24 protein-coding genes and 1 other RNA gene are annotated in these 24,683 nt (G+C 60.6%); 10 read left to right on the top strand and 15 right to left on the bottom strand.

What is annotated here, in order from left to right; genetic code table 11:
- Positions 1 to 103: 103 nt before the first annotated feature.
- Positions 104 to 1,402 (bottom strand): amino-acid N-acetyltransferase, encoded by a 1,299-nt coding sequence (argA, locus tag BLU01_RS14330; RefSeq protein WP_092276518.1) that lies wholly within the window; start codon positions 1,400 to 1,402, stop codon positions 104 to 106.
- A 267-nt stretch (positions 1,403 to 1,669) separates the two neighbouring features.
- Positions 1,670 to 2,839 carry an acetylornithine deacetylase gene (gene argE / locus BLU01_RS14325; protein WP_092276515.1) on the bottom strand — a complete coding sequence of 390 codons (1,170 nt, stop codon included), beginning with the start codon at positions 2,837 to 2,839 and terminating at the stop codon, positions 1,670 to 1,672.
- 156 nt (positions 2,840 to 2,995) lie between these two features.
- Between argE and BLU01_RS14320 the strand changes: the two genes are divergently transcribed.
- Entirely contained in the window at positions 2,996 to 4,363 is a 1,368-nt protein-coding gene (locus BLU01_RS14320) for a CYTH domain-containing protein (RefSeq protein WP_092276512.1), read from the top strand.
- A gap of 148 nt (positions 4,364 to 4,511) precedes the next feature.
- Here the strand turns inward: BLU01_RS14320 and BLU01_RS14315 are convergent, their stop codons facing one another.
- Positions 4,512 to 4,991, bottom strand: coding sequence for an Lrp/AsnC family transcriptional regulator (locus BLU01_RS14315; RefSeq protein ID WP_092276508.1), 480 nt, complete (start codon positions 4,989 to 4,991; stop codon positions 4,512 to 4,514).
- Between the two features lie 139 nt (positions 4,992 to 5,130).
- Here BLU01_RS14315 and BLU01_RS14310 point away from each other — a divergent pair, with 139 nt between their 5' ends.
- From BLU01_RS14310 to BLU01_RS14295, 4 genes are all read left to right on the top strand, one after another.
- Positions 5,131 to 5,469 (top strand): hypothetical protein, encoded by a 339-nt coding sequence (locus BLU01_RS14310; protein WP_092276503.1) that lies wholly within the window; start codon positions 5,131 to 5,133, stop codon positions 5,467 to 5,469.
- 114 nt (positions 5,470 to 5,583) lie between these two features.
- Positions 5,584 to 7,368, top strand: a complete 1,785-nt coding sequence (locus tag BLU01_RS14305; RefSeq protein ID WP_092276500.1) for a GspE/PulE family protein — start codon at positions 5,584 to 5,586, stop codon at positions 7,366 to 7,368.
- 137 nt (positions 7,369 to 7,505) lie between these two features.
- Positions 7,506 to 7,823: a DUF2388 domain-containing protein gene (locus tag BLU01_RS14300; protein ID WP_092276497.1), complete on the top strand. Its 318-nt coding sequence runs from the start codon at positions 7,506 to 7,508 to the stop codon at positions 7,821 to 7,823.
- Between the two features lie 211 nt (positions 7,824 to 8,034).
- A complete protein-coding gene (locus BLU01_RS14295) occupies positions 8,035 to 8,703 on the top strand; it encodes an outer membrane protein (RefSeq protein ID WP_092276494.1) in 669 nt (222 codons plus the stop codon).
- Between the two features lie 129 nt (positions 8,704 to 8,832).
- On the opposite strand, the gene gcvP is transcribed toward BLU01_RS14295, so the two are convergent.
- From gcvP to BLU01_RS14245, 10 genes are all read right to left on the bottom strand, one after another.
- Entirely contained in the window at positions 8,833 to 11,706 is a 2,874-nt protein-coding gene (gene gcvP / locus BLU01_RS14290) for an aminomethyl-transferring glycine dehydrogenase (protein ID WP_092276491.1), read from the bottom strand.
- Between the two features lie 164 nt (positions 11,707 to 11,870).
- Positions 11,871 to 12,254: a glycine cleavage system protein GcvH gene (gene gcvH, locus BLU01_RS14285; protein ID WP_092276488.1), complete on the bottom strand. Its 384-nt coding sequence runs from the start codon at positions 12,252 to 12,254 to the stop codon at positions 11,871 to 11,873.
- A gap of 52 nt (positions 12,255 to 12,306) precedes the next feature.
- Positions 12,307 to 13,389 (bottom strand): glycine cleavage system aminomethyltransferase GcvT, encoded by a 1,083-nt coding sequence (gene gcvT / locus BLU01_RS14280; RefSeq protein WP_092276486.1) that lies wholly within the window; start codon positions 13,387 to 13,389, stop codon positions 12,307 to 12,309.
- A gap of 154 nt (positions 13,390 to 13,543) precedes the next feature.
- Positions 13,544 to 15,160: an ABC transporter permease gene (locus BLU01_RS14275; protein ID WP_092276483.1), complete on the bottom strand. Its 1,617-nt coding sequence runs from the start codon at positions 15,158 to 15,160 to the stop codon at positions 13,544 to 13,546.
- A gap of 471 nt (positions 15,161 to 15,631) precedes the next feature.
- Positions 15,632 to 16,636, bottom strand: coding sequence for an extracellular solute-binding protein (locus tag BLU01_RS14270; protein ID WP_092276480.1), 1,005 nt, complete (start codon positions 16,634 to 16,636; stop codon positions 15,632 to 15,634).
- Positions 16,637 to 16,855: 219 nt separating this feature from the next.
- A complete protein-coding gene (locus BLU01_RS14265) occupies positions 16,856 to 18,073 on the bottom strand; it encodes a 2-octaprenyl-3-methyl-6-methoxy-1,4-benzoquinol hydroxylase (protein ID WP_167370472.1) in 1,218 nt (405 codons plus the stop codon).
- Between the two features lie 9 nt (positions 18,074 to 18,082).
- The gene (locus BLU01_RS14260) at positions 18,083 to 18,568 is read right to left on the bottom strand and encodes a DUF4442 domain-containing protein (RefSeq protein WP_092276474.1); all 486 of its coding nucleotides are present in this window, start codon (positions 18,566 to 18,568) and stop codon (positions 18,083 to 18,085) included.
- On the bottom strand, positions 18,561 to 19,748 hold the full coding sequence (gene ubiH, locus BLU01_RS14255) for a 2-octaprenyl-6-methoxyphenyl hydroxylase (RefSeq protein ID WP_092276471.1): 1,188 nt from the start codon (positions 19,746 to 19,748) through the stop codon (positions 18,561 to 18,563). Before ubiH ends, BLU01_RS14260 begins: the two co-directional genes overlap by 8 nt.
- Entirely contained in the window at positions 19,745 to 21,079 is a 1,335-nt protein-coding gene (gene pepP / locus BLU01_RS14250) for a Xaa-Pro aminopeptidase (protein ID WP_092276469.1), read from the bottom strand. Before pepP ends, ubiH begins: the two co-directional genes overlap by 4 nt.
- Positions 21,080 to 21,106: 27 nt before the next feature.
- Positions 21,107 to 21,661, bottom strand: coding sequence for a YecA/YgfB family protein (locus BLU01_RS14245; RefSeq protein ID WP_092276466.1), 555 nt, complete (start codon positions 21,659 to 21,661; stop codon positions 21,107 to 21,109).
- Positions 21,662 to 21,786: 125 nt separating this feature from the next.
- On the opposite strand from BLU01_RS14245, the gene BLU01_RS14240 reads away from it, so the two are divergent.
- The 4 genes from BLU01_RS14240 (at position 21,787) to BLU01_RS14225 (ending at position 23,220) form a co-directional block, all read left to right on the top strand.
- Positions 21,787 to 21,996: a TIGR02449 family protein gene (locus BLU01_RS14240; RefSeq protein ID WP_003213954.1), complete on the top strand. Its 210-nt coding sequence runs from the start codon at positions 21,787 to 21,789 to the stop codon at positions 21,994 to 21,996.
- Positions 21,993 to 22,310, top strand: coding sequence for a cell division protein ZapA (locus BLU01_RS14235; RefSeq protein WP_092276463.1), 318 nt, complete (start codon positions 21,993 to 21,995; stop codon positions 22,308 to 22,310). Before BLU01_RS14240 ends, BLU01_RS14235 begins: the two co-directional genes overlap by 4 nt.
- A gap of 30 nt (positions 22,311 to 22,340) precedes the next feature.
- A non-coding RNA gene (ssrS, locus tag BLU01_RS14230) (6S RNA) lies at positions 22,341 to 22,519 on the top strand.
- Between the two features lie 86 nt (positions 22,520 to 22,605).
- Complete coding sequence (locus tag BLU01_RS14225; RefSeq protein ID WP_092276460.1) at positions 22,606 to 23,220, top strand: 5-formyltetrahydrofolate cyclo-ligase; 615 nt, start codon at positions 22,606 to 22,608, stop codon at positions 23,218 to 23,220.
- A gap of 108 nt (positions 23,221 to 23,328) precedes the next feature.
- Here the strand turns inward: BLU01_RS14225 and BLU01_RS14220 are convergent, their stop codons facing one another.
- Positions 23,329 to 23,481, bottom strand: a complete 153-nt coding sequence (locus BLU01_RS14220; protein WP_007942433.1) for a hypothetical protein — start codon at positions 23,479 to 23,481, stop codon at positions 23,329 to 23,331.
- A 193-nt stretch (positions 23,482 to 23,674) separates the two neighbouring features.
- Between BLU01_RS14220 and BLU01_RS14215 the strand changes: the two genes are divergently transcribed.
- Positions 23,675 to 24,124 (top strand): EVE domain-containing protein, encoded by a 450-nt coding sequence (locus tag BLU01_RS14215; protein ID WP_092276457.1) that lies wholly within the window; start codon positions 23,675 to 23,677, stop codon positions 24,122 to 24,124.
- A 120-nt stretch (positions 24,125 to 24,244) separates the two neighbouring features.
- On the opposite strand, the gene BLU01_RS14210 is transcribed toward BLU01_RS14215, so the two are convergent.
- Positions 24,245 to 24,661: a flagellar basal body-associated protein FliL gene (locus tag BLU01_RS14210; RefSeq protein WP_092276454.1), complete on the bottom strand. Its 417-nt coding sequence runs from the start codon at positions 24,659 to 24,661 to the stop codon at positions 24,245 to 24,247.
- Positions 24,662 to 24,683: the final 22 nt, after the last annotated feature.

Genomic DNA, 24,683 nt, shown 5'->3' with positions numbered 1-24,683 from the left:
TGCCCCCGTTCGGTCGCGAAGCGGTCGCAAAACCCTACGACTCGGTTTAGCAGGTTTCAGGGCTGCTGCGCAGCCCAACGGGGGCAAGCCCCCTCGCCACAGGTCAAAGGGTTTTTTCGAAGATCTTCGAGTTGCGCTGATAGTTGTACAGCGACGCTCGCGCCGAAGGCAGGCGCTCGACGCTGCTGGGTTCGAAACCGCGTTCGCGGAACCAGTGCGCCGTGCGGGTCGTCAGCACGAACAAGGTTTTCAGGCCCTGCGCGCGGGCGCGGGTTTCGATGCGCTCCAGCAATTCATCGCCACGACCGCCGTGGCGATACTCCGGGTTCACCGCCAGACACGCCAGCTCGCCGGCATCCGAATCGGCAATCTGATACAGCGCCGCACACGCGATGATCATGCCTTCGCGCTCAACCACGCTGAACTGCTCGATCTCGCGTTCCAGCACTTCACGCGAGCGCCGCACCAGAATCCCCTGCTCTTCCAGCGGGCTGATCAAATCGAGCAAACCGCCGACGTCTTCAATCGCCGCTTCGCGCACCAGTTCGAATTGTTCCTGGGCCACCAGCGTGCCGCCGCCGTCGCGGGTGAACAGTTCGGTCAGCAGTGCACCGTCCTCGGCGTAACTGACGATGTGGCTGCGCGCCACCCCACCGCGACACGCTTCGGCCGCCGCATCGAGCAACTCGCCTTGATAGTTATTGCCGAGGCGTTGCAGGTGCGCCGGCACTTGTTGCGGGCGCAACTCGCGCACCAGCCGACCGTTTTCATCGATCAAACCAAGGTCGGCGCCGAACAGCAGCAATTTGTCGGCGCCCAAGTCGATGGCGGCGCGGGTCGCGACGTCTTCGCAGGCGAGGTTGAAAATCTCCCCGGTCGGCGAGTAGCCCAACGGCGACAACAGCACGATCGAGCGCTCGTCGAGCAGGCGATTGATGCCTTTGCGGTCGACCCGGCGCACTTCGCCGGTGTGGTGATAATCGACGCCTTCGAGCACGCCGATCGGCCGCGCCGTCACCAGGTTGCCGCTGGCCACCCGCAGGCGCGAGCCCTGCATTGGCGACGACGCCATGTCCATCGACAACCGCGCTTCGATGGCGATGCGCAATTGGCCGACCGCATCGATCACGCACTCAAGCGTCGCGGCATCGGTGATGCGCATGCCGTGGTGGTAATGCGGGATCAAGCCGCGTGCGGCGAGGCGGGTTTCGATTTGCGGACGCGAACCGTGGACCAATACCAGACGCACACCGAGGCTGTGCAGCAGCACCAGGTCGTGGACGATATTGCCGAAGTTCGGATGCTCGACGCCGTCGCCGGGCAGCATGACGACGAAGGTGCAATCGCGGTGGGCATTGATGTAAGGGGACGCGTGGCGAAGCCAATTAACGTATTCGGGCATGAACCTGGGCCTGTAATAAATAGCAGCCAAAAAATGGGCGAAACGGAAATGCACAGCGGGCTGGTGGTTATCGTCGGAACAGGCTTGGCGACACGCGCGCTCTCCTCATGAATACGGCTTGGGGCACCGGCAATTTAAACCGCTTTGTCTGTCATCCACATACCCCTGTGGGAGCGAGCTTGCTCGCGATGGGGCCGGCCCAGTCAACATCGCTGCTGAATGTAAGACCGCTATCGCGAGCAAGCTCGCTCCCACAGGGTGTTGCGTTTAATTGACCGACATCGGTGTTTGGGCCGGTGTCAGGCAGTAATGTTCAATCAGTTGCCGTAATAGATGCACGGTAGGCTGCAAACGTGACATTTCCAGGTATTCCCCCGGTTGGTGCGCGCAAGCGATGTCGCCTGGGCCGAGCACCAGTGTTTCGCAGCCAAGTTGCTGAAGATAAGGCGCTTCGGTGCCGAACGCTACCGCTTCGGCGCGATGGCCGGTGAGCTTTTCAGCGATGCGGACCAATTCGGCGTCCTCGGCCTGCTCGAAGGGCGGTACGGCGGGGAACAGCGGCGCGTAATCGATCTTCACCTGATGGCGCTCGGCAACCGGGGCGAGCTTCTGCAAAATCGCCGCGCGCAGGGCATTCGGGTCCATGCCCGGCAATGGCCGCAAATCGAATTCCAGCGAACATTGGCCGCAGATACGGTTGGGATTGTCGCCGCCATGAATGCAGCCAAAATTCATCGTCGGCACCGGCACGCCGAATTGCGCATTGCGGAATTCGCGCTGCCACAACAGGCGCAACCCGCGCAGTTCGCCGATCGCATCGTGCATCGCCTCGAGCGCGCTGTGGCCCAGGCGCGGGTCGGAGGAATGGCCGCTCTGACCGAGAATGTCGATGCGCTCCATCATGATGCCTTTGTGCATGCGGATCGGCTTGAGCCCGGTCGGCTCGCCAATCACTGCGGCACGCCCCAGCGGACGCCCGGCTTCGGCCAGGGCTCGCGCGCCGGACATCGAGCTTTCTTCATCGCACGTGGCAAGGATCAGCAGCGGTTGCTTGAACGGTTGATCGAGCAGCGGCAGCACCGCTTCGATGGCCAAGGCAAAAAAGCCCTTCATGTCGCAACTGCCGAGCCCGACCCAACGGCCATCGACTTCAGTCAGCTTCAACGGATCGGTCTGCCACAACGCGCCGTCGAACGGCACCGTGTCGCTGTGCCCGGCCAGCACCAGGCCACCGGGGCCGGAGCCAAAACTGGCGAGCAAGTTGAATTTGCCGGGGCTGACCTGCTGGATGTCGCAGGCAAAACCCAAATCACCGAGCCACGTCGCGAGCAAGTCGATGACCGGACGATTGGTCTGATCGAGTCTCGCCTGCGTACAGCTGACGGACGGTGCGGCGATCAGCGCAGCGAACTGATCTTTCATGGACGGCAAAGGCATCGCTGACTCCAACTCCCGAATTGAAGCCCATCATAGAACCATCCGGCGACAGGAATAAACCGCCGCGGCACTTAGGACGAATGACTCCTGTACACTGCACGACCTTGGCAGCCACACATTCCCCCGGCTGCGCTCCCGATCCTGGATTTTCCGGCCATGCAGAAAGAAACCGAAATCAAACTCCGCGTCAGCCGCGAAACCCTCGCCGCGCTGCGCGAGCACCCGCTCCTGAAAAAACGCAACAAAAGTGGCTGGGAACGCCGTGAGTTGATGAACCAATACTTCGACACGCCTGAGCGCGACCTGGCCCGCGCCAAGGTTGCCCTGCGCCTGCGCCGCGATGGCGAAGAAGTGATTCAGACGCTCAAGACCCGTGGCCAGAGCGTCGCCGGCCTGTCCGAGCGTAACGAATACGACTGGAACCTGCCCAAAGCCAAGCTCGACGTGAAGAAACTCGACGGCGAATGCTGGCCCGAAGAGCTGGCCGAACTGGACAAGAAAACCCTGAAAGCCATTTTCACCACCGATTTCGTCCGCGAACGCGCGGAAATCGCCTGGGGCCGTGGCAAGACCAAAGTGGTCATCGAAGCCGCGCTCGACTTCGGCCACGTCGTGGTTGGTAAACAGAAAGAAGAGATCTGCGAACTGGAACTGGAATTGCGCGAAGGCGAGCCTGCCGCGCTGCTGGAACTGGCCGCCGAACTGGCCGCAACCCTGCCGTTGATGCCGTGTGACATCAGCAAGGCTGAGCGCGGTTATCGTTTGTACGACGCCAACAGCTACTCGCTGAGCCTGCCGGCGCCGCAAATCACTGCTGAAATGCCGCTCGACGACGCGTTCGCCGCGCTGAGCTGGCACTTGTTGGGCAGTAGTCAGCGTCTGGCCGAGCAATATCGTTTCAATGGCCACTGGCGTCTGTTGCAGGACCGGGTGGAAAACCTTGTCGAACTGCGCGCCCTGCTCAGCAGCCTCGGCCAAGCCGCACCGCGTCAATCGACGCACGATTTGCGCGTGGCGCTCGACGCCTTGCTGGAAGACTGGCGCCCGCTGGTGCAGGCCGGTCAGGACGACGAAGACGTGCGCAAAGCCGCGCCGGAGCAGTTCCTCGAAGAGTTGCAGGATCCGCGTTGGGGCCTGTTCTCGCTGAACACTTCGCGCTGGTTGCTGGCGCGCACTTGGGCTGCTGATCGCAACGTTCGCGGCAATCGCCAAGGCGCTGCGCAATTGGCTAACTGGCTGCCACGCCTGCTTGGCGAAGAAGCCACGTCCCTGCAATTGCAGCGTTATCAGCAGCAGCCGGAAGACTTGGCCGAGCAACTGCCGCGCATCGAGCGCATCCAGTCGTGGATGCACCACGCCCGTGGCGTGCTGGACATCCCGGAAATGGATCGCTTGTACGGCGAGCTGAACAAATTGGCGCAATTGGCCAACGAGCCGATCACCGAAGAAGCGCTGGATGCGCGCAAACAACAGGCGATCGCGGTGTACCAGAACCGTGCTTGGAAAATGTTGCTGCGTATGTAATGCCCTGTGGCGAGGGGGCTTGCCCCCGTTCGGCTGCGAAGCAGTCGTAAATCAGCCAACGCGTTATATCTGACTCAACGCGTTGGCTGGTTTTGGGAGTCCTTCGGACTCCAACGGGGGCAAGCCCCCTCGCCACAAAAGCCCTCTGTCACAATGATGAGCGCAACACCGGCAAACTCGTCGTCGATTTAATCTCCGACAACGCGACTATCGAGTTCACCTCCTGAATCCCCGGCACCATCGACAGTTTCTCAAAGAAAAACCGCTCATACGCCTCGATGTCCGCCGTGACAATCCGCAGCAAAAAATCCACCGACCCCATCAGCACATAACATTCCAGCACTTCGGGAAAACCGCGAATCGCCTCGGTGAACTCGGTGAAGTTCGACCGCCCGTGCGCATTGAGTTTGATCTCGGCAAAGATCTGCGTGTTCAGGCCGATTTTCTTGCGATCAAGCAACGTCACCTGCCCGCGAATGATCCCCTCCTCTTTCATCCGCTGAATCCGCCGCCAACACGGCGACTGCGACAGCCCGACCTGCTCGGCGATCTGTGCGCTGGAAAGCGAAGCGTCCTCTTGCAGCAACGCGAGGATCTTGCGGTCGTAGCCATCCAGCTCGGCATGCATAGAAAAACCCTCAGATGATCACTTGTTGAATCAAACGATTCGATAAATCGCCAATACGCCCGATCATAGCCAAGAAATACCCGCTCCCGAATGTAAAAATTCCTCCAGAAAATTTGGCCAGATAATTTGGAGAGCGAGCATGCCGCATCTGGAAGCCGTGAATACCCCAGCCACCCGCGCCGATGTGTGGAATGTCAGCAACGCCCATTGCCGCGTGCAATATCAACTCTTGGCCGAGGCCGAACCGGATGTGCTCTGCCGCGCACTTAATCTGTTCGCCCTGCAGTTTCTGACGCCGGAACAGGTCAACGTGCAGCGTCTGGACGATCTGCTGTCGGTCGATATCGTCATCGACGGCTTGAGCTGGCACCGCGCCGAGGTCATCGCGGAAAAACTTCGTAACCTGATCAGCGTCTGCTCGGTAAACCTGCAAAGCGCCGATTCGGCGTGGCAGGCGCAGGCGCAGGCGGCCGGTTGAAAGACCTGGAAACGCCTTCGTCGGGTAGTGGCCCAACGGTCTGCGCCTGCGCGACTATCCTTTGCACACTGCGGTCTAGATCGCTGTTTGCAGGATTGTTCAAAAGGAAAGCGCATGTCCGTTCAACTTGCCACTCAGGACCGTTGGCTGGATCTCAATGATTTGCTGCGAGAACTGGTCGCCCAAGGCTTCATCAACCAGGATTCAGCGGAACTTGCCCTCAATGCGCGACGACGCAACGCCACCAGCGTGCAATTGCACCCGCTGGAGTTTATCGCCAGCCAGCACCTCGACGACCTCAGCCGGCCGGGCAAACACCTCGACCTCGAAAGCCTGACCCTGTGGCTGTCGCAACAGGCCGGCCAACCTTATTTGCGCATCGATCCACTGAAGATCAACGTCGCGGCGATCACGCCGCTGATGTCCTACGCCTTCGCCCAACGGCACAAGATTCTCGCCGTTTCCATCGACCGCGACGCGGTCACCGTGGCCAGCGCCCAGCCCTACGTCACCGCGTGGGAAGCCGACCTGACCCACGTTTTGAAGCTGCCGATCAAACGCGTAGTGGCCAACCCGGCAGACATCCAGCGCTTCAGCGTCGAGTTTTTTCGCCTGGCCAAATCGGTCACCGGCGCGACCAACGCCGATCAGCAGACCAATACCCTCGGCAACTTCGAACAGCTGCTCAACCTCGGCGCCAGCGATCAGGAGCCGGACGCCAACGACGCACACATCGTCAATATCGTCGATTGGCTGTTCCAGTACGCGTTCCAGCAGCGCGCCAGCGATATCCACATTGAGCCGCGCCGCGAGCAAGGCACGGTGCGTTTTCGCATCGATGGCGTGTTGCACAACGTCTATCAATTCCCGCCGCAGGTGACCATGGCCATCGTCAGCCGCCTGAAAAGCCTGGGCCGGATGAACGTCGCGGAGAAACGCAAACCGCAGGACGGCCGGGTCAAAACCAAAACCCCGGACGGCGGCGAAGTCGAACTGCGGCTATCAACCTTGCCGACGGCGTTCGGCGAAAAAATGGTCATGCGGATCTTCGACCCGGAAGTGCTGCTCAAGGACTTCGATCAACTGGGTTTTTCCGCCGATGACTTGCGGCGCTGGCAGGACATGACGCGTCAGCCCAACGGCATCATTCTGGTGACCGGGCCGACCGGTTCGGGCAAAACCACCACGCTCTACACCACCCTGAAAAAACTGGCGACGCCGGAGGTCAACCTCTGCACCATCGAGGACCCGATCGAGATGGTCGAGCCGGCCTTCAACCAGATGCAGGTCCAGCACAACATCGACCTGAACTTCGCCGCCGGCGTGCGCGCACTGATGCGGCAAGACCCGGACATCATCATGATTGGCGAGATCCGCGACCTCGAAACCGCCGAAATGGCGATCCAGGCTGCGCTCACCGGCCACCTCGTACTCTCGACCCTGCACACCAACGACGCCCCGAGCGCGATCAGCCGTCTGCTGGAACTCGGCGTGCCGCATTACCTGATCAAAGCCACGGTCCTCGGCGTCATGGCCCAACGTCTGGTGCGAACCTTGTGCCCGCACTGCAAAGCACCGCTGACGCTGGGCGAAGAAGACTGGCAAACCCTGACCCGCCCGTGGCAAGCGCCACTGCCGAACAACGCCCACCGCGCCATCGGCTGCCTCGAATGCCGCGACACCGGCTACCGCGGCCGCGCCGGCGTCTACGAAATCATGCAACTGACCGACAGCGTCAAAGCCCTCATCACCCCCGACACCGACTTGCTCGCAATCCGACGCCAGGCCTTCAAAGAAGGCATGCGCAGCCTGCGCCTGTCCGGCGCACAAAAAGTCGCAGCGGGGCTGACGACGATCGAGGAAGTGTTGCGAGTGACGCCGCAGAGTGAGCAGAAGTAGCTGGGGCGACGCTTGAATTCAGTGCGTCACCAACAATGGCCAATCCTGCCTGCAACATCCGCTGACCGAGCAGTCACGGAACTCGATTGGGTATATGACGATCCAACGCCGTAGTTAACCCCAGTGGAGTCACCCCTATGCGTCTCAAACTTGCTGTCGCTACCCTTGCCTTGCTGTCCCTTCCTGTTGGTTCAGCCATGGCCGACAGCTTTTGGCGTAACGTGCTGTCTTCCGGTGCAACCACCGGTTCGACTTACCTGACGTTCAAGGATCACAAGCTGATTGTTGCGGCTCAGGACGATGCCGGCAGTTTCGTCGCCAGTGACGGCGGCATCCGTGGCCCGTACCTGGAAGCGGCGATGCAGAAAGTTCGCGCAGACAACCCAGGCCTGCAGGCTACGGACATGGAGCTGGCGAACGCGATTCTGGCGAAGAATGCCGTTGCCTCTGAATAAGCCGTACCGTTGAACAAAGATGCCGCTCCCATGAGCGGCATTTTTTTGCCTCAAACAAACTGCACGGCTGTTTTCCTACAGCGACAAATGCCAAATCCGCGGTGGCCCGACGAGAATTCATCGGCCAACGCCGGATAAGTCCGATATTAGCCTCAGGTGCGCCAACCCAGACTTTGTCGATTCGAATAACCACACAAGCGAATCGATCACCATGAAAAAAACAAAACTGTCTGTATTACTGCTCGCCGCAGCCTTCACCAACCTGGCTAATGCTGAAGGCCTTTACGGCTCGTTGAAAATTCAAAGCGTCGAGCAGAACCTGGAAAGCGCGCTGCTCACCAGTCCCAGGGTCAGCCATCGTGTGGTGAGCCCGGATAGCCAGAAAGATGTCGGCGGCTCGTTGGCCATCGGCTACGGGTTCAAGGGTGACTGGCGTCTGGAAGGCGAATATTCGATCAAGCAGGATTCGCAGTTCAAGAGTCACTGGGCGCCGTTCGATGCCAACGTCAACAACATGCAAGTTTCGTCCAGTCGCCTGATGCTCAATGCCTACAAGGATTTCCCGCTCAACCAGTACCTGTCGGTGTACGCGATGGCGGGGGTTGGCGTCGCGCACATCAGTTCGCAGGGTTATCAGTCCAACCCCTCGCGACAGTTCGCCAACAACAGCCAGAACAATTTTGCCTATGCGCTGGGCGTTGGCGTGGACTTGAAAGTCACCCGGCAAATCACCCTCGGCAGCGGTTATCGCTACGTTGACATGGGCGATATCGAGACCGGTTACAACACCTTCGCCAATCGCATCAACGCTCGGGACGAACAACTCAAAGGCAAGTTGCGCGAGCAGAACCTCTACGTCGAAGCGCGCATGGCGTTCTGATTTTCGGCCCAACCTGCAACGTCCCTGTAGGAGCGAGGCTTGCCCGCGAAGGCGGCGGATCATTCCCCCATGATTCAGCCTGATCAACCGCTTTCGCGGGCAAGCCTCGCTCCTACAAGGGCTAGGTCTTCAGCGGTAATCGTCTACCGGGACGCACGCGCAAAACAGGTTGCGGTCGCCGTAGACGTTATCGACGCGGTTCACCGCCGGCCAGTATTTGTGCGCTTTGGTATGCGCATCCGGGGTCACCGCTTGCTCGATGCTGTACGCCCGCTCCCACACCCCGGTGATGTCGGCGAGGGTATGCGGCGCGCGTTTCAGCGGATTGTCTTCGGCGTGCCAATTGCCGTTTTGCACTTCGGTGATTTCTGCGCGAATGCTCAGCATGGCGCCGATAAAACGGTCCAGCTCGGCTTTCGATTCGCTCTCGGTCGGCTCGACCATCAACGTGCCGGGCACCGGGAACGACATGGTCGGCGCGTGAAAACCGTAATCCATCAGGCGCTTGGCGACGTCTTCTTCGCTGATCCCGGTCTGTGCCTTGAGTGGTCGCAAATCCAGAATGCACTCATGCGCGACCCGCCCGTTGCGCCCGGTGTAGAGCACCGGAAAGGCCCCGGACAGATGCTGCGCGAGGTAATTTGCGGCGAGGATCGCCACTTCGCTGGCATCGGCCAACTGCGGGCCCATCATCGCGATGTACATCCAACTGATCGGCAGAATGCTCGCGCTGCCCCACGGCGCGGCGCTGACCGCGCCGTTCTGCGGCTGCGGGCCGTCGAGCGGCACCACCGGATGATTGGCCACAAACGCTGCCAAATGTGCGCGCACGCCAATCGGGCCCATGCCCGGACCGCCGCCACCGTGGGGAATGCAGAAGGTTTTGTGCAGGTTCATGTGCGATACGTCGGCGCCGATATCCGCCGGCCGGGTCAAGCCGACCTGCGCATTGAGGTTGGCGCCATCCATGTACACCTGGCCGCCGTGGCTGTGGATAACTTCGCAGATCTCGCTGATGCCTTCTTCGTAAACGCCGTGGGTCGAGGGATAAGTCGCCATCAGGCAGGCGAGTTTGCTCCCGGCCGTCGCGGCTTTGTCCTTCAGGTCAGCCAATTCGACGTTGCCCGCCTCGTCACACTCGACGATCACCACGCGCATCCCGGCCATTTGCGCCGAGGCCGGGTTGGTGCCGTGGGCCGAGGATGGAATCAGGCAAATATCCCGCGCACCTTCGTCGCGGCTCTCGTGGTATTTGCGGATCGCCAACAGCCCGGCGTACTCCCCTTGGGCGCCAGAGTTGGGCTGCATGCAGATCGCATCAAACCCGGTGATCGCGCAGAGCCAGCGCTCCAGTTCTTCAATCATCAAGGTGTAACCGACCGCCTGTTCCCTCGGCACAAACGGGTGCAAATTGGCGAACTGCGCCCAGGTGATCGGGATCATTTCGCTGGTGGCGTTGAGTTTCATGGTGCAGGAACCGAGCGGGATCATCGACTGGTTCAGCGCCAGGTCTTTGTTCTCCAATTGCTTGAGGTAACGCAGCATCTCGGTTTCGCTGTGATGGGCGCTGAACACCGGATGGCGCAGATAGGGCGTGCTGCGCAACAAGCCGTCGGGAATGCCGGAGACGAGGGTTTGCGCGTCCAGTTGTTCGACGTTCAAGCCATGATCGGCGCCGAGGAAAATATCCAGCAGCCTGGCCACCGTTGTTTCATCGCAGGTTTCATCAAGGCTCAGGCCCAAGCGCCCGCGCCCGAGAATGCGCAGATTGATTTGCGCTGCTTTGGCACTTTCGATGATCGCGGTTTGCGCGCCGCCGACCTCAAGCGTCAGCGTGTCGAAGAACTGCTGGTTGACCCGGACAATGCCGTTGCGCTCCAGGCCAGCGGCGAGAATGCAGGTCAGCCGATGCACGCGCTGGGCAATCCGTTTCAGCCCTTCCGGGCCGTGATACACCGCGTAAAAACTGGCGATATTTGCCAGCAGAACCTGCGCGGTGCAGATGTTCGAGTTGGCCTTCTCGCGGCGAATATGTTGCTCGCGGGTCTGCAGCGCCATGCGCAGGGCAACGTTGCCACGGGCATCTTTCGAAACACCGATGATCCGCCCCGGAATCGCCCGTTTGTATTCATCACGACTGGCGAAGAACGCCGCGTGCGGGCCGCCGTAACCCATCGGCACACCAAAACGCTGCGACGAACCGAACACCACGTCCGCGCCCAATTCGCCCGGCGGCGTCAGCAATAACAGGCTGAGCAGATCCGCCGCGACGCAGGCCAATGCCTGCTGGGAATGCAGATGATCGATCAGCGGCCGCAGATCGCGGATCTCGCCGTGGGTGTCCGGGTACTGCAAAAGTGCGCCGAACACTTGATGCTGCTGCAAGTTATCCACAGCGTCGATGATCAGTTCGAAACCAAAGCCCTCGGCGCGGGTTTGAATCACCGAAATGGTCTGCGGATGGCAGTTCTCGTCGACGAAGAATAGATTGCTCTTGGACTTGGCGACTCGTTTGGCCAGGGCCATGGCTTCAGCGGCGGCGGTGGCTTCATCGAGCAGCGAGGCATTGGCCAGTTCGAGGCCCGTGAGGTCGATGGTCAGTTGCTGGAAATTCAGCAGCGCTTCGAGCCGGCCCTGGGCAATCTCCGGTTGATACGGCGTGTAAGCGGTGTACCAACCGGGATTTTCCAGGACGTTGCGCAAGATCACCGTCGGCGTCAGCGTGCCGTGGTAGCCCATGCCGATCAGGCTGGTCCAGACCTGGTTCTGCTCGGCATAACCGCGCAACTTGGCGAGCGCGGCTTGTTCGTCGAGAGCCGGCGGCAGATCCAGTTCTCGGTTGAGGCGAATGCCCGGCGGCACGGTCTGTTCGATCAGCTCGCTGCGGCTGCCCAGACCGAGGCTGTCGAGCATCGCCTGCTGCTCGGCGGCGTCTGGCCCCAAATGGCGGCGCAGGAAGGCATTGGGGTCGCGTAACTGGCTCAGGGACGGCAATGGGGACATGACGGGCTCTCTCTTGACTGGCGCTCAACGTCGATGCAACACGGTCAAACCAGCATAGCAGCCGCTGCCGACCGCGAATTTGGGGGCATCACCGCGCCTGCAGGGATTTACTGCGGGCAATAAAAAGCCCCGACAGGTCGGGGCTTTGGGGTAACGCCTGTGACTTACTCGCCGATGGCAGCCTTGTACGCCGCAGCATCCAGCAACTTGTCCAGATCAGCCGCATTGCTTGGCTTGAGCTTGAAGATCCACGCGCCGTACGGGTCGGTGTTGAGCGCTTCGGGCGAGCCGCTCAAATCTTCATTGATCGCAATCACTTCACCGGCAATCGGCGAATAGATGTCGGAGGCGGCTTTAACCGATTCCACCACACCCGATTGATCGCCAGCAGCAAACACTTTGCCGACTTCGGTCAGCTCAACGAACACCACGTCGCCCAAGGCTTCCTGAGCGTGATCGCTGATGCCGACGGTAACGGTGCCATCGGCTTCCAGACGCGCCCATTCGTGACTTTCGGCAAAACGCAGGTCGGCAGGGATATCGCTCATGTTCTGTGTCCTCAAAAAAGAATGTCAGCGGTCGATGCCCGCCAGAAAAGTTTTAAATCAAGGTTTTGCCATGGCGTACGAAGGTCGGTTTGACCACTCGGACCGGGTACCACTTGCCACGGATTTCCACTTCTGCGCGGTCGGCAGTCGCCATCGGCACGCGCGCCAGTGCAATCGACTTGCTTAGCGTAGGAGAGAAACTACCACTGGTGATCTCCCCTTCGCCAACATTGGCGATCCGTACCACTTGATGCGCGCGCAAAACGCCGCGTTCCTCAAGCACCAGACCGACCAGTTTGTGCTGCACACCGTTGGCTTTTTCCGCCTCCAGAGCCTCGCGCCCGATGAACTGGCGGTTGGCCGGTTCCCAGGCAATGCTCCAGGCCATGTTGGAGGCCAACGGTGAAATATCTTGATGGATGTCTTGGCCGTAGAGGTTCATGCCGGCCTCGACGCGCAAGGTATCGCGGGCGCCGAGGCCGATTGGCGAGATACCGGCGCCGACCAGATCGTTGAAAAAACCCGGCGCCTGCTCGGCTGGCAGAACGATCTCCAAGCCGTCTTCACCGGTATAACCGGTGCGCGCAATGAACCAGTCGCCATCGGACCGCCCTTCGAACGGCTTGAGCAATTGAATGAGGTTGCCGCGCGACTGGGTCACCAGTTCGGCGATCTTGTGCCGCGCCTGCGGACCTTGGATAGCCAGCATCGCCAGCTCGGAACGCTCCTTGAGCGCTACTTTGAAATCGCCAAGGTGCGCCTGCATCCAGGCCAGGTCCTGGTTACGCGTCGAGGCGTTGACCACCAGCCGATAACCTTCGTCGAGGCGGTAAACCAGCATGTCATCGACGATGCCGCCGCGCTCGTTGAGCATGGTGCTGTACAAGGCACGGCCGGGGCTGTGCAGGCGTTCGACGTCATTGGCCAGCAAATGCTGGAGCCATTCCTTGGCCTGGGGGCCGTCAACATCGATTACGGTCATGTGGGACACATCAAACACCCCGCAATCGCGGCGCACCTCATGGTGTTCCTCGACCTGCGAGCCGTAATGCAGTGGCATATCCCAACCGCCAAAATCGACCATCTTCGCGCCGAGGGCGAGATGAAGGTCATACAGAGGCGTACGCTGTCCCATGGGTTTCTCCTTCCGGGCGTGGCGAAGGTGCGGAACGGTGCTTACCGGTGAAAGCCTTGAAATACAAGGCTTCCAGCCGATCTCAGCTACCGGGTCTGAAGGACGGACCGCACCGAATGCCGCGCATTGTAGCCTCAAGGTGTAGGACTGACACCTAGGTGTTTCGATGCGCCGAACGTCGAATCAATCCGATGACCGGTAACAGCCCGACCAAAACCAGGGTCAGCGCCGGCAACGACGCCCTCGCCCATTCGCCTTCGCTGGTCATTTCGAAGATGCGCACCGCCAGCGTGTCCCAGCCAAACGGGCGCATCAGCAGGGTCGCGGGCATTTCCTTGAGCACATCGACAAACACCAGCAACGCCGCGCTCAACGTGCCGGGCAGCAACAACGGCAGATACACTTTGAAAAACAGTCGTGGCCCACTGACGCCAAGGCTACGTGCTGCTTCAGGCAACGAAGGACGGATTCGCGCCAGGCTGCTTTCCAGTGGTCCGTAAGCGACGGCGATGAAACGCACCAGATAAGCCAGGATCAGCGCTGCCAGACTGCCGAGCAGCAACGGCTTGCCGGCGCCGCCGAGCCAGCTCGACAGCGGAATCACCAGCTCGCGGTCGAGGTAACTGAACGCAAGCATGATCGACACCGCCAGCACCGAGCCGGGTAACGCATAACCGAGATTGGCCACGCTGACGCCGGAGCGGATCGCCCGGGTCGGCGCCAGGCGTCGGGCGAACGCCAGCAGCAGGGCCACGCTGACGGTGATCAGCGCCGCCATGCCGCCCAGATACAAGGTGTGCACGATCAGCCCGGCGTAACGCTCATCCAGATCGAAACGGCCACGCTGCCAGAACCACACCACCAGTTGCAGCATCGGAATCACGAACGCGCAGGCAAACACCAAGCCGCACCAACTCATCGCCGCCAAGGCTTTGAAGCCGCGCAGGTGATACAGCGCCTTGACCCGTGGCCGTTCGTTGCTCGCGCGGTTGGCGCCACGGGCACGGCGCTCGCCGTACAGCACGACCATCACCACCAGCAGCAACAGGCTGGCCAATTGCGCGGCGGTCGAGAGGCTGAAGAAGCCGTACCAGGTTTTGTAGATGGCGGTGGTGAAGGTGTCGAAGTTGAAAACGGATACCGCGCCGAAATCCGCCAGGGTTTCCATCAACGCCAACGCCACGCCGGCGCCAATGGCCGGGCGCGCCATCGGTAACGCCACACGCCAGAAGGCCTGCCACGGCGATTGCCCGAGGACCCGCGCGGCTTCCATCAGGCCTTTGCCCTGCGCGAGAAACGCGGTGCGCGCCAGCAGGTAAACGTAGGGATAAAACACCAGCACCAGCACCACAATCACGCCGCCGGTGGAGCGCACGCGCGGCAAACGCAAGCCGCTGCCGAACCATTCGCGCAGCAGCGTTTGTACCGGGCCGGCGAAGTCCAGCAGGCCGACGAAGACGAATGCGAGCACGTAAGCAGGTATTGCGAATGGCAGCATCAGCGCCCAGTCGAGCCAGCGTCGGCCAGGGAATTCGCAGAGGCTGGTCAGCCAGGCAAGGCTCACGCCCAACAGCGTCACGCCGACCCCGACGCCGAGCACCAGTGTCAGGGTGTTGCCGAGCAGGCGCGGCATCTGCGTGTCCCAGAGGTGGGACCAGATTTGTTGATCGATGGTTTGCCAGGAGAAAAACAGCACGCTCAGCGGCAGCAGGACCAGCGCGGCGATGGCGAAGACCAGTGGATACCAGCGGCGTTGGGCGGGGTGGGCCACGTTAAAGTCTCTGAGACGGTGGGTGTGTGGTGCATGGGTCAAGATCGCCCCCTCACCCTAACCCTCTCCCCAAAGGGGCGAGGGGACTGACCGCGGCGTTTAAGTGAAATGCTGCGACCTGACATTCAAAGTCGAACTCAGGATTTGAAAAGCATGAAGATCTGCTCCCTTTCCCCTCTCCCCAAAGGGGCGAGGGGACTGACCGCGGCGTTTAAGTGAAACGCTGCGACCTGACATTCCAAAGTAGAACTCAGGATGTGAAAAGCATGAAGATTTGCTCCCTTTCCCCTATCCCCAAAGGGGCGAGGGGACTGACCGCGGCGTTTAAGTGAAACGCTGCGACCTGACATTCCAAAGTAGAACTCAGGATGTGAAAAGCATGAAGATCTGCTCCCTTTCCCCCTCTCCCCTCTGGGGAGAGGGCTGGGGTGAGGGGTGGATCTTCAAGCAAACATAGTAATAACGCCGAACTCAATTCCAGCCGGCGCGATCCATCATGCGGATGGCTTCAGCCTGGCGTTTGCCGGCGATCTCTACCGGCAAGGTGTCGGCGACAAACTTGCCCCAGCTCGCCACTTCAGCAGACGGCGGCACGGCAGGGTTGGCCGGGAACTCCTGGTTCACGTCGGCAAAAATCTTCTGCGCTTCCGGCGTGGTCATCCACTCCACCAACGCCTTGGCCGCTTCCGGGTGCGGCGCGTGTTTGGTCAGGCCGATGCCCGACAGGTTGACGTGTACGCCACGGTCGCCCTGATTCGGCCAGAACAGCTTCACCGCCAGATCCGGTTTCTGCTTGTGCAGGCGGCCGTAGTAGTAAGTGTTGACGATGCCGACGTCGCATTGGCCGGCGTTGATCGCTTCCAGCACCGCGATGTCATCGGAGAACACGTCGGTGGACAGGTTGTTGACCCAACCCTTGAGGATTTCCTCGGTTTTAGCCGCGCCGTGGACTTCGATCATGGTCGCAGTCAGCGACTGGTTGTAGACCTTCTTCGCCGTGCGCAGGCACAGGCGACCTTCCCAGTTCTTGTCGGCCAGACCTTCGTAAGTGGTCAGCTCGCCGGGCTTCACCCGCGCCGTCGAGTAGGCGATGGTCCGCGCGCGCAGGCTCAAACCGGTCCAGGCGTGGGCCGACGAGCGATATTGCAGCGGGATGTTGCTGTCGATGGTTTTCGAGGTGAACGGCTGAAGAATGCCCATCTGCTCGGCTTGCCAGAGGTTGCCGGCATCGACGGTCAGCAGCAGGTCGGCGGTGGCGTTTTCGCCTTCAGCCTTGATCCGCTGCATCAGCGGCGCTTCCTTGTCGGTGATGAACTTCACCTGCACGCCGGTTTTTGCGGTGTAGGCATCGAAGACCGGTTTGATCAGTTCGTCGATGCGCGAGGAGTAAACCACTACCTCGTCGGCGGCCTGGGCGGCGGTACTGCCGATCAGGGTCAGGGCCAACGCGGTCAACAGACGCTTGGGTGCCAACATGGTCGTGGTCTCTCGATTGAAAAATGAGGCCAAATGATAAGGACTCACATTTGCCAGCTCAATCGAACAGTTGGCGGAGGAGTTACCAGATGTTGCACAGCCAGAAATTTGCGCTAAATGTACTGGCCTCATCGCGAGCAAGCTCGCTCCCACAGTGAAATGCATTCCAATGTGGGAGCGAGCTTGCTCGCGATGAGGCAATTAGCCCCAGCGAAAATCTCAGGCCTTGGCCAGCGCCGGCAAGTCCCCGGTCAGCCCCAGCGCTTCGCGCACGAACAGTGCCTTGGCTTCCGGCATCTGTTCGACCAGCTTCAACCCGGCATTACGCAACCAGCGCACCGGCAGCGGATCAGCCTGGAACAGCCGTTCAAAGCCTTCCATCGCCGCCATCAACGCCAGGTTATGCGGCATGCGCCGGCGCTCGTAGCGGCTGAGGACTTTCACGTCCGCCAGGCGCTCGCCGCGTTCGGCCGCTTGCAGCAAAACTTCGGCCAACACCGCCGCGTCGAGGAAACCTAGATTGACGCCCTGCCCGGCCAACGGGTGAATGGTGTGCGCCGCGTCGCCGATCAGCGCCAGGCCTTCAGCCACGTAACGCTTGGCGTGGCGCTGGCGCAGCGGCACGCACAGGCGCGGGTCGGCGCTGAGCACGGTGCCCAGACGGCCTTCGAAAGCGCGCTCCAGTTCAGCGCAAAACGTTACGTCGTCCAGCGCCATCAGGCGTTCGGCTTCGCTCGGTGTGGTCGACCAGACGATCGAACACCAATCCTGCTGACCGTCGCGTTCCAGCGGCAAAAAGGCCAGCGGGCCGTTATCGGTAAAGCGCTGCCACGCGGTCATTTGATGGGTTTTGGCGCTGCGCACGCTGGTGACGATGGCGTGATGCAGATAATCCCACTCGCGCGTGGCCACGCCCGTCAGTCGACGCACCGCCGAGTTGGCGCCGTCCGCCGCAATCACCAGCGGCGCGCGCAACGTGCGGCCATCGGCGAGGGTCAGCAGCCAATCGTCACCGGAGCGGCGCATCTGTTCCAGGCGCGCATTGGCCAGCATGCCGAGGTCGCATTCGTGCAGACGGTCGAGCAACGCGTCCTGGACCACACGGTTTTCGACGATATGCCCAAGCACGTCAGCGTGCACACTCGCCGCCGAAAAGTGGATTTGCCCGGTGCCGCTGCCGTCCCAGACGTGCATGTCGGTGTAAGGACTGCTGCGCCGGTTGGCGATGCCGTCCCACACGCCAAGACGTTCGAGAATGCGTTGGCTGGCCGCCGACAAGGCGCTGACTCGCGGCTCGAAAGGCGCGGCAGCGTCGAAGGGTTTGACGCTCATCGGGCTGCCATCCAGCAGCAGGACTTCCAGGCCGCTGTCCTGCAACGCCAGCGCCAAGGCACTGCCGACCATTCCGGCCCCGACTATCAGCAGATCTGCGCGCATTTCCATGCTTTAAGCCTGTCTCGCTTGCGGCTTGAGCCGCACGTAAAGGGTTTTTTCGACCCGCGCCACCAAGGTGCCCGCGCCGTCATGAATATCGACCTGCAACTTCGGCAGGTATTTCTCGCCGCTCGCCGTTTGCCGGCGAATCTCATCGAGCAAGGTCTCGTCGATGTTGAATCGGGCGAACACCGGACCTTTGCCCGGCGCGATGAAATCGATGTCGGCGGCCTTGTCCCAGACGATGTATTGGCGTCCGAGGTTTTCCATCAGCATCAACATGTAGAACGGATCGACCATCGAATACAGGCTGCCGCCGAACTGCGTGCCGACGTAATTGCGGTTGTACCAGCCCAGGCCCATCGAGACTTTGATGTCGCGAAAGTCATCGCTGATGTGCCGCACCCGCACGCCCGCGCCGAGGTACGGCGGATAGAGGGTCATGGCCCAGCGCATCAAGCGCGCCTTGCCGAATTTTGCTGTCAGCCACTTAAGCATCCGGGCGAGTACCCAAGCCCATCGCCTGCCGGGCGAACCAGCGTTTGGCCGGCGGCAGCAGATCGAGGCCAAGCAGGCCGATGTTGCGGCCCAGCGACACCAGCGGCTGAGTGCTGCCGAACAAGCGCGTGACCTGATCGGAGAAACCGACGGTGAGGTTCTGATCCATGCGCTGGCGTTCGCGATACGCCTGCAACGTGGCGAAGTCGCCGGGGCCGGTTTCGCTGGCGAGCAACGCATCGGCCAAAGCCTGGGCATCGCGCAGGGACAGGTTGAAACCCTGTCCGGCAATCGGGTGCAGACTGTGCGCGGCGTTGCCGAGAATCGCCAGGTGTGGACGCACTTGCTCTTCGGCCTCGATCAAGGTCAGCGGGTACAGATGCCGCGCGCCGACTTGTTTCAAAGTGCCGAGGCGGTAGCCGAACACGCCTTGCAACTCGCTGAGAAAACTCTTTTCATCGAGCGCCGCGAGCCGTTGCGCGTCCATGCCCAAACGGGTCCAGACCAATGCGCAACGGTTGTCCGGCAGCGGCAGCAAAGCCATCGGGCCTTCGTCGGTGAAACGCTCGAACGCCATGCCGTTGTGCGATTCGCTCGGGGTGATGTTGGCGATCAGCGCGCTCTGGTTGTAAGGGCGCGTCTTGATGCCGATACCCAGTTGCTCGCGCAGACCGGAACGGCCGCCATCGGCCAGCACCGCGAGTTCGCATTCCAGCGTGGTTTCGTCGTTGAGAGTCAGGCGATAGCCATCGGCCAACGGCTCCATGCGCGTGACTTCCGCCGGGCAGCGCCAACTGACCACGTCCTTGTCCAGACCTTGCCACAGGCATTGGCCGAGCCAGGCGTTTTCGACGACATAACCGAGCGCCGGCACGCCCTCTTCCATCGCCGACAGCCGCGCCGTGGAAAAACGACCACGGTCGGACACGTGAATCTGCTTGATCGGCTCGGCGCGGCGGGAGATTTCCTGCCACACGCCGAGTCGTTGATAAATCTGCCGAGCGCCGTAGGACAGCGCCGAAGAACGCGCGTCGTAGCTCGGTTGGTAGGTGTCGCCGGGGGCGAACGGTTCGATCAGGACGATTTTCCAGCCACGCGCCTTGGCCCCGGCCTGCAGGGCCAACGCCAGACTGGCGCCGACCAGACCGCCACCGATGATTGCCAGATTGATTCGACTCATGCCGCTTGTGTCCGCGCTTGGGCCATCAAAGCCTCGATTTCAGCGACCGTTTTCGGCACGCCTTTGGTCAGGATTTCACAACCGGTCTTCGTCACCACTACGTCGTCCTCGATGCGTACGCCAATGCCGCGCCATTTTTTCGCGACGCTCGTATTGTTCGGGGCAATGTAAATGCCCGGCTCGACCGTCAGCGCCATGCCGACTTCGAGCACGCGCCATTCGCCGCCGACCTTGTACTCGCCGACATCATGCACATCCATGCCCAGCCAATGGCCAGCGCGGTGCATATAAAAAGCCTTGTACGCTTCGCTGACGATCAACTCGTCAACGTCGCCCTGCAACAAGCCCAACTCGACCAGCCCGCTGGTAATCACTCGGACCGTGGCTTCGTGCGCCTGATTCCAGTGTTTGTTCGGGGCGATCTGCGCGAATGCGGCTTCTTGTGAAGCCAGCACCAATTCGTAAATCGCTTTCTGTTCCACTGAATACTTGCCGTTGACCGGCCAGGTGCGGGTGATGTCGCTGGCGTAGCAATCGATCTCGCAACCGGCGTCGATCAGCACCAGGTCACCGTCCTTGAGCACCGCGTCATTCTGCTGGTAATGCAGGATGCAGCTGTTGCGCCCGGCGGCGACGATAGAGCCATAGGCCGGCATCTTCGCCCCGCCCTTGCGGAATTCGTAGTCGAGTTCGGCCTCGAGGCTGAACTCATGCAGCCCGGCACGGCTGGCCTGCATCGCGCGGATATGCGCCTGAGCGGAAATCCGCGCGGCTTCGCGCATCACCTTCACTTCTGCCGCCGATTTATACAGACGCATGTCGTGCAGCAGATGATCCAACGCAACAAACTCGTTCGGTGGCTGCGCGCCGAGGTGCGCTTTGGAGCGGATCACGTTGATCCAGTCCATCAAATGCCGATCGAATTCGGGGTTGCTGCCCATCGCCGAATACACGCGGTCGCGCCCTTCGATCAGGCCCGGCAGGATGTCGTCGATGTCGGTGATAGGGAAAGCGTCGTCGGCGCCGAAGTCGCGAATCGCGCCTTCCTGGCCGGCGCGCAGGCCATCCCACAATTCCCGTTCGGCATTGCGCTCGCGGCAGAACAGCAGGTATTCGCCATGCTCACGGCCGGGCATCAGCACGATCACGGCTTGTGGCTCGGGGAAACCGCTGAGGTACTGGAAGTCGCTGTCCTGGCGGTAGACGTGCTCGACGTCGCGGTTGCGAATGGCCACCGCGGCGGCGGGCAGGATGGCGATGCTGTTGGGTTCCATCTGCGCCATCAAGGCCTTGCGGCGACGACTGTATTCCGATTTCGGGATATGAATCATGGGCAGATGGTTATTCCTGGCACGCGATTAATGCAACGACGGCTTGGCCGCAGCTTCGTCGGTTTTCTTGGTTTCGGTGAACAGCAGCAACGGCGCCACACGCAGGTACTCCATGACTTCCATGTAGTCGCTTTCGCCGTCGTCGGACTCTTCCAGCGCGTCCTGAACCTGCGCGATGGCGGCCAGATCCTGGAGCACTTCGGTGGCTTCAGTGGTCAGCGCGTATTCGCGACGGGTCAGGCCGAAACCGCTGAGGAAGCCCTGGCACCATTGGCCCAGTGCGGCGGCGCGGTCGGCCAGCGGTGCATCGTCGGTGGGCAGCAGGAGGACGACAGTCATGTCGTCGCCGGTCAGTTCGCCTTTGACCATCTCTTGCAGGCCGATCAGGGCATTGCGAACGTTGTCTTGTGGCTCGCCTTCGAGCAGCTCGGCGGCGTCGGCCAGCCAGCTGTCGGCTTCAAAACCGGCGCCGGCGCAACTGCGACCGAGCAGCAGGCCGTGCAGTTCGGCAGGCGAGACGGAATGACCGCTGGTGTTCAGCAGGGTGGCGAAGGCTTGGTACGGGGAATTCTGAATGGGCATGGGCAGCTAGGCGCCAGACGGCGCTATGTCTAGAATGAAGCCCTGTATCCTACATCGACAGACTCGCCAAGACTATTAAAGGCTGTCCGCCCGTTATTACCCATCAGACATTCTCAGTGGACACAATGGAAGACACCGATCTGCAAGCGCTGATGGCGAGACTCGAGTTGCTAATTAACCGAGTCGAGCAACTAAAAAGCCAAAATGGACTCCTATTAGCTCAGGAAAAAACCTGGCGCGAGGAACGCGCTCACCTCATTGAAAAAAACGAAATCGCCCGGCGTAAGGTCGAATCGATGATTTCGCGCCTCAAGGCCCTGGAGCAAGACTCATGAGTTCAAGCAATAGCGTTACCGTGCAGATCCTCGACAAAGAATATTCGATCATCTGCCCCCAGGAAGAGCGCAGCAACCTGGTGAGCGCCGCCCGTTACCTGGACGGCAAGATGCGCGAAATCCGCAGCAGCGGCAAAGTCATCGGCGCCGATCGCATCGCCGTAATGGCCGCGTTGAACATTACTCACGACCTGTTGCACAAGGAAGATCGCCCGGACGTAAACGCCAGTGGCTCTACCCGCGAGCAGGTTCGCGACCTGCTGGATCGTGTCGATCTGGTGCTCGCAACCGATCCGGACGTCACCAAGGGCTGAAACGCGAAACCGCTTGGGGTATACTCGCGTCACTCCCTGGGGTGCTTGCCAGTTGACGATGTCCCTGAGCCGATTCGCACTACCCTGGAAGTTGCACGTTGGGCTGGTGTGCATGTCCGCTAGACGGAAAGCCTTAAAGCCTACTGCTTCTTCCACCTTGAACTTTCGGGTTCAAGGGCTAAGTCAGCAGCGGTTCATCCGGGGAGCCTGATTCTTGTCCGATGCCGGTTTAATTACCGGCATCGGCTTTTTTACGGGTACGCTTTGTGCACCCGACCTGTTGAAGCCCTATTTCATGACCGAACCTGCGCTGCTTCCCCGCCCGCAACTTCGACGCATGCTGCGCAAGGCCCGCCGCGCACTGACACCCAGTCAGCAGCGCCAGGCCGCTCGTGGGTTGTATCAGCAATTGGCTCAGCACCCGCTGTTTCGCCGCGCAAAACACATCTCTCTTTATCTGCCCACCGACGGTGAAATCGACCCGCGTCTGTTGCTGCGCGCCGCACAACGCCGGGGCAAAGCCACCTATCTGCCGGTGCTCAGCGCTTGGCCGCGAACCAAAATGGTGTTCCAGCGGATTCGCCCCGGCGAGAAAATGAAACCCAACCGTTTCCGCATTCTGGAACCGCGCCACAACCTCGCCCGCCAACGCAAAGTCTGGGCACTGGATCTGGTGTTGTTGCCATTGGTCGGGTTTGACGATGTCGGCGGACGCTTGGGAATGGGCGGCGGATTTTACGACCGCAGCCTCGCCTATCTCTCTCGCCGGAAAAACTGGCGGCAGCCGACGTTATTAGGGCTGGCCCATGAATGTCAGAAGGTTGGACGCTTGGCGCAAGCGAGCTGGGATGTGCCGTTGCAGGGAACGGTGACAGACAAGGCGTGGTATTTCGCAGGATCCACACCGTAGGAGCAAAGCTTGCTGGCGATGGCGGTCTTTCAGGCAGATAGATATTCAATGCGACGCCGTCATCGCGAGCAAGCTTTGCTCCCACAATGCGGCGTCAGGAAGACAGGATCAGCGCTTGAAGGCCGAAGGCTGTTGTTGCTGGGCGATCTCGATCGGTGCGTCAGTCTTGTTGTTCCACAAGCTTTGGGCATAACCGGTGGTCACGACGCCGAGGCCGAACAAAATAACCAAAATCCATAGTAAATCCGGTTTGCGTTTCATCGATTGCCCCCCAAAGGCACATCAACACGATGACAGCAGCGGTTTCCGTTGTAGGCCGTGCAGCAGCGTCAAGCTAAGAAGGCCGGCATTTTGCGACAACGTGAACCGACACGCAAACGCTGGCGTCAACCGACTGTCGGTTTGTCCTGAAATTGCCCGACAACTTGCCCACTCACCCGCCAGGAGCAAAAAAATGGCCTATTGGCTGATGAAATCCGAGCCCGACGAATTCTCGATCAAAGACCTTGAGAAGCTTGGCAAAGCGCGCTGGGACGGGGTTCGCAACTATCAGGCACGTAACTTTTTACGGGCAATGGCGGTGGGTGACGAGTTCTTTTTTTATCACTCCAGCTGCCCGGAGCCGGGGATTGCCGGGATCGGCAAGATTGCCCAAGCGGCGTATCCCGACCCGACGGCGCTCGATCCGGAGAGCCATTACTTCGACCCGAAGGCCAGCGCCGAAAAAAATACCTGGAGTGCGATTGATGTCGCGCACGGCAAGACGTTTGCCAAGGTGTTGAAGCTGGATTATTTGAAGCAGCAAAGCGCGCTGGCGGAGATGCCGCTGGTGCAGAAGGGTTCGCGGTTGTCGGTGATGCCGGTGACTGCCGAGCAGTGGGCGGCAGTGAAAGCGCTTTTGTAGGAGCAAGGCTTGCCCGCGATGGCGGTCTTGAGACGTGCGTGCTGTAGGAACACGGCTTGCCGGCGATGGCGGTCTTGAGGGCGCTATCGCGAGCAAGCCTTGCTCCTACAGGATCCAGGATTACTGGATGATCAGGTTGTTAAACAACAGATCCTCAACCACTGGCTTGCCCGTCTCATCATTCATCACTTGCTGCGTCTGCTTCAGCGCTTCCTGACGCAGTTTTTCCTTGCCCTCGACACTCGCCATCGCATCGCTGGTCTGCTGACTGAACAGCGCCACCAGTTGATTGCGAATCAACGGTTCATTGGCCTTGACCGCTTTGGTCGCCTCTTCACCGGTAACGCGCAACGCCACGTCAGCCTTGAACACTTTTAACTTCGGCGTTCCATCCAGCCCGTAGTTGCCCACGAACGGCGGGGTCAGGGAAATATAATTGACCTTCGGCGCCTCGCCTTCTTTGGCCTCTTTGGCTTCTTCGGCCATCGCTGCCATCGGCAGAGACAGGGCCAGCAACAACATGATCCACGCTTTCACAATTCGCTCCTTATCCGGTTTG

Source organism: Pseudomonas prosekii (assembly GCF_900105155.1).
Taxonomy (GTDB): Bacteria; Pseudomonadota; Gammaproteobacteria; order Pseudomonadales; family Pseudomonadaceae; genus Aquipseudomonas; species Aquipseudomonas prosekii.
The sequence above is the reverse complement of the archived record's forward strand: the minus strand, read 5'-3'. Positions and strand labels throughout refer to the sequence as shown.

Bases quoted from the DNA above. Each gene is read 5' to 3' on its own strand.
- gcvT (WP_092276486.1), bottom strand. From the start codon at position 13,389: ATGGGACAGCGTACGCCTCTGTATGACCTTCATCTCGCCCTCGGCGCG.
- BLU01_RS14260 (WP_092276474.1), bottom strand. From the start codon at position 18,568: ATGCTTAAGTGGCTGACAGCAAAATTCGGCAAGGCGCGCTTGATGCGC.
- BLU01_RS14310 (WP_092276503.1), top strand. From the start codon at position 5,131: ATGCCGCATCTGGAAGCCGTGAATACCCCAGCCACCCGCGCCGATGTG.
- BLU01_RS14240 (WP_003213954.1), top strand. From the start codon at position 21,787: ATGGAAGACACCGATCTGCAAGCGCTGATGGCGAGACTCGAGTTGCTA.
- BLU01_RS14315 (WP_092276508.1), bottom strand. From the start codon at position 4,991: ATGCATGCCGAGCTGGATGGCTACGACCGCAAGATCCTCGCGTTGCTG.
- argE (WP_092276515.1), bottom strand. From the start codon at position 2,839: ATGCCTTTGCCGTCCATGAAAGATCAGTTCGCTGCGCTGATCGCCGCA.
- BLU01_RS14215 (WP_092276457.1), top strand. From the start codon at position 23,675: ATGGCCTATTGGCTGATGAAATCCGAGCCCGACGAATTCTCGATCAAA.
- BLU01_RS14305 (WP_092276500.1), top strand. From the start codon at position 5,584: ATGTCCGTTCAACTTGCCACTCAGGACCGTTGGCTGGATCTCAATGAT.
- BLU01_RS14295 (WP_092276494.1), top strand. From the start codon at position 8,035: ATGAAAAAAACAAAACTGTCTGTATTACTGCTCGCCGCAGCCTTCACC.
- BLU01_RS14300 (WP_092276497.1), top strand. From the start codon at position 7,506: ATGCGTCTCAAACTTGCTGTCGCTACCCTTGCCTTGCTGTCCCTTCCT.
- gcvH (WP_092276488.1), bottom strand. From the start codon at position 12,254: ATGAGCGATATCCCTGCCGACCTGCGTTTTGCCGAAAGTCACGAATGG.
- ubiH (WP_092276471.1), bottom strand. From the start codon at position 19,748: ATGAGTCGAATCAATCTGGCAATCATCGGTGGCGGTCTGGTCGGCGCC.
- BLU01_RS14220 (WP_007942433.1), bottom strand. From the start codon at position 23,481: ATGAAACGCAAACCGGATTTACTATGGATTTTGGTTATTTTGTTCGGC.
- pepP (WP_092276469.1), bottom strand. From the start codon at position 21,079: ATGATTCATATCCCGAAATCGGAATACAGTCGTCGCCGCAAGGCCTTG.
- BLU01_RS14265 (WP_167370472.1), bottom strand. From the start codon at position 18,073: ATGCGCGCAGATCTGCTGATAGTCGGGGCCGGAATGGTCGGCAGTGCC.
- BLU01_RS14235 (WP_092276463.1), top strand. From the start codon at position 21,993: ATGAGTTCAAGCAATAGCGTTACCGTGCAGATCCTCGACAAAGAATAT.
- gcvP (WP_092276491.1), bottom strand. From the start codon at position 11,706: ATGTCCCCATTGCCGTCCCTGAGCCAGTTACGCGACCCCAATGCCTTC.
- argA (WP_092276518.1), bottom strand. From the start codon at position 1,402: ATGCCCGAATACGTTAATTGGCTTCGCCACGCGTCCCCTTACATCAAT.
- BLU01_RS14320 (WP_092276512.1), top strand. From the start codon at position 2,996: ATGCAGAAAGAAACCGAAATCAAACTCCGCGTCAGCCGCGAAACCCTC.
- BLU01_RS14270 (WP_092276480.1), bottom strand. From the start codon at position 16,636: ATGTTGGCACCCAAGCGTCTGTTGACCGCGTTGGCCCTGACCCTGATC.
- BLU01_RS14225 (WP_092276460.1), top strand. From the start codon at position 22,606: ATGACCGAACCTGCGCTGCTTCCCCGCCCGCAACTTCGACGCATGCTG.
- BLU01_RS14245 (WP_092276466.1), bottom strand. From the start codon at position 21,661: ATGCCCATTCAGAATTCCCCGTACCAAGCCTTCGCCACCCTGCTGAAC.